At 59.5% G+C, this 3,132-nt stretch carries 2 protein-coding genes; one reads left to right on the forward strand and one right to left on the reverse strand.

Translation table 11 applies throughout. From position 1 onward, the window contains the following. The first annotated feature begins 537 nt into the window (after positions 1-537). Entirely contained in the window at positions 538-954 is a 417-nt protein-coding gene (locus tag ASF77_RS11410) for a DUF2061 domain-containing protein (protein ID WP_056339150.1), read from the forward strand. A gap of 41 nt (positions 955-995) precedes the next feature. Here ASF77_RS11410 and ASF77_RS11415 read toward each other — a convergent pair whose 3' ends face one another. Further along, entirely contained in the window at positions 996-2,720 is a 1,725-nt protein-coding gene (locus tag ASF77_RS11415; RefSeq protein WP_162244850.1) for a serine hydrolase, read from the reverse strand. Between the last annotated feature and the right edge of the window lie 412 nt (positions 2,721-3,132).

The following is a 3,132-nucleotide window of genomic DNA, read 5'->3' on the forward strand; positions in this document are numbered from 1 at the left end:
GTCATCTCATTGCTGAGACAACGTATTTCTTTTGTGCGAACATTTGATAATTTAAGTAATCAGTGACCGAAGTCACTGGCACCTTCATCAAACGCCCACACTTATCGACTGTTAATTGTTAAAGAACTTATTCGGTACTGCTTGCTACTTGTCGACAAATCGTTTTGTTTGTCAGCAGCAGAGAAGTGAGATTATGCAGCGTTTCGCTTACGTCGTCAACTTATTTTTTTCCACCGTATCGTTGCTTGCCAAGAAAACACGAACCTAACTACTTGATTCTGTTAACGTTTCGCTGACAGCGCCGAAGCGGAGGCGAATTATAGCTAAGCCAGCCGCGGTATGCAAGAGCCTTTCTCCCACCAAGTTTTCGGTTGGCATTTATCTCGCAAGAGCTACCGTACTCGATGGCCGGTGCCTGAGAACAAGGCCACTACCTAGGCGATAGATGACGCCTATCTAAGCAGTTAGATCAATTCATTTCACGGCATAGATGAGAATGACTATCATTTGCTCCTGAGTCGAGAAACTGGAGTCGCAATGATCACCGCCGCAAAGAAAGTCAGCCAGGTTGTTACCCACATGGGTATTGCTTATGTGCTTGCCTACGCCGTCACGGGCTCCGCCGTCTTCAGTGGCCTTGCAGTCCTGGTGGAGCCGGTGATCAACGTTATCTTGCTGCCTTTTCACGAGGCTGCCTGGGCAAGGCTGCGCCGCGATGCGGACAATGCGCGCTCCCGCCTTGCCACGCTCGCTGCGGAAAAGCTCAGCCAAACCGGTCTGCATGCGGGCGTCGCTTTCGGTGTCATGTATGTGGCGACGGGATCGGCTGCGATGGGTGGTATCGCTGCCCTGCTCGAACCGGTATGTAATGTGCTGGTGTTGCCGCTACACGACCGGTTGTGGGACGGTCTCGAACGCAACATGCAGAATCGCCTGCTTCCGAGCGGCATATGATGCGTGGGACGCCCCACGTGTCGTTGCTGATTCGGTCGGCGTTATCGCCACATCACGACCGGAAGCATTCCCCAGGCGGCGAGCACGATCGTTAACTGCAGCACCGCAAGCAAGGCGATCCCGTCGCTCACCGGGCGCCTCGTTTCTACCGGCCGCGCCGTTAGCCGCATCAGGCCATATGCCATACTCAAGGGCAGCGCACAGGTAGCGAAGGCCAGCAGTCCGCTCGCCAGGGTCAGGTCGCCCAGCTGCAGGAAAGACTGGGTGAAGAATAATGGGAGGGGCAGGAACAGCAGCAGCACCGACGCCAGCGGCACGGCGAGCTTGCTGTCACGCTTCAGGCGGCCGCGCACCAGCAGCCAAAGTCCACGCGACAGGATCGCCGTCAGCCCGAGCACGCCCAGCGCGGCACTCGTCCACAGCCACAGCATGTTTGTGAGACTCGCCCTCCGATAGGTGCGCAGGCCATCGCTGAACATGCGCTCGCCATTCGAGATGAACAGCACATGCGACGGCGCGAGCCGGTCGCTTCGCCGAAACAGCATGCCGCCTACTAAATGCACGCTTGCCGTCGCTCCCTGCATCGGTTGGAACTGGAGGAGTTGACCGTTCCAGCGCAGGACGCCGGCGTTGAACACCGTATCCAGCCAAGCCAGGCGCGCGACCGCATTCCAGGCCGGCACGTAGATGCCTTCCCAATCATGCATTCCCGTCGGCGCCGGCTCGCCGGCCAGATGAACCGCTCGCCTGGACAGTTGCAAGGCCGCAGTAAGCAGCTTGTTCGGCCTTTCATAGTCCGCATTCTCGACGTCGGCATTCATCGCGACAAAGAAAGCCTTGCGCTCTTTGGGGAAAAGACAAAGCATCGCGCGAAAGCCAACACTGGTGCCCGGGTGGCAGTTCCCGATCGCCCCGTTGCGATCGCGCGTCGCGAGGGCCAGTCCGTGCCCCGTCGACAGGCCGGCCCGCGCGGCGTCGGTACCGTGTGCGCCGGCAAGCATGTCCAACAGCGCGGGGGCGATGAAGACCTGGCCGGCGAGCCTGCCGTCTCCCATCAGGAATTGCGCCAGGCGTCCCATGTCGGCGGCGCTTGTCGTGAACTGGACAGGGGGACGCGCATACACTGGCACGCTGGCCTGCCCCACCCCGTTTTCGAAGTGGCCCATGGCCAGCTTCGGATCGGCGCCCGGCCCAGCCTGCGTAACAAAGGCCGCGCTGCTGTCGTTCATGCCCAGGGGGCGCAAGAGCTCGGTATTGAGATAGGTTTCGTAGCGGCTTCCCGTGGCGGCTTCGACGACCATGCCAAGCAAATGGTAGCCAATATTCGAATAGGCGTACTGCGCGCCGGGCCGGGCTCGTAAAATCATCGGGTCGGCGCCGAGTGCGGCGGCGAGCGGCGTGTCGGCACGGGCGTGCAAGCTGAAGATCTGATGAAAGCGGAAGTTTTCCAACCCTGCCGTATGCTCAAGCAGGTGACGCACGCGGATCGGATCCGTTGCCTGCCAGGGGTTGTCAAATCGCGCCGCCGGAACGAGCGGCGCGACTTCGGTATCGAGCGTGAGTTTGCCCGTCGTGATCAGGCGTAGCACACCGACGGCCAGCACGGTCTTGGTGACCGAACCTATGTGCACGCGGGTGTCCGGCGTCATCGGTTGTCCCGTCGCCGCGTCCCTTACCCCGGCCGCGCCGGTCAGCACACCGGCATCGGGCGTGACGAGCGACCAAACCGCACCGTTGAGCTCCTCCGTTTGCAGATGGTGTGCCATCTGGCTCTGCAAAGTGATGTCATGCAGGGCGTGGAGCGGGACATCCGCAGCGGCCGGACTTAGCCAGCAAGCGAGTGCGGACAATATGAAGGAAATGGAATACCGTTGAAAGTGCGACGGGCGCGGCGGGCGGGCCCCTGTCCTGGACATGTGCATCGATGTCTCCTCATTAGAGTCCGCTGATCGTAAGCAATCAGCGAACAGGAAGAGAGGGATTGCGACGAAGTGCGCAATGATGCAACTGGACTGTCGATTCACATGCTATGGACGAGGTCGTCGACACGCCTGAGCTGACAAAACGCCGGACGAAAAAAAACCCGCTGATCGTAATCAGCGGGTTTTTCCCTTATAACTAGCCTGACGATAACCTACTTTCACACTGGTTGCAGCACTATCATCGGCGCAAAGTCGT

It is taken from the genome of Massilia sp. Leaf139 (assembly GCF_001424165.1).
Classification (GTDB): Bacteria; Pseudomonadota; Gammaproteobacteria; order Burkholderiales; family Burkholderiaceae_D; genus Telluria.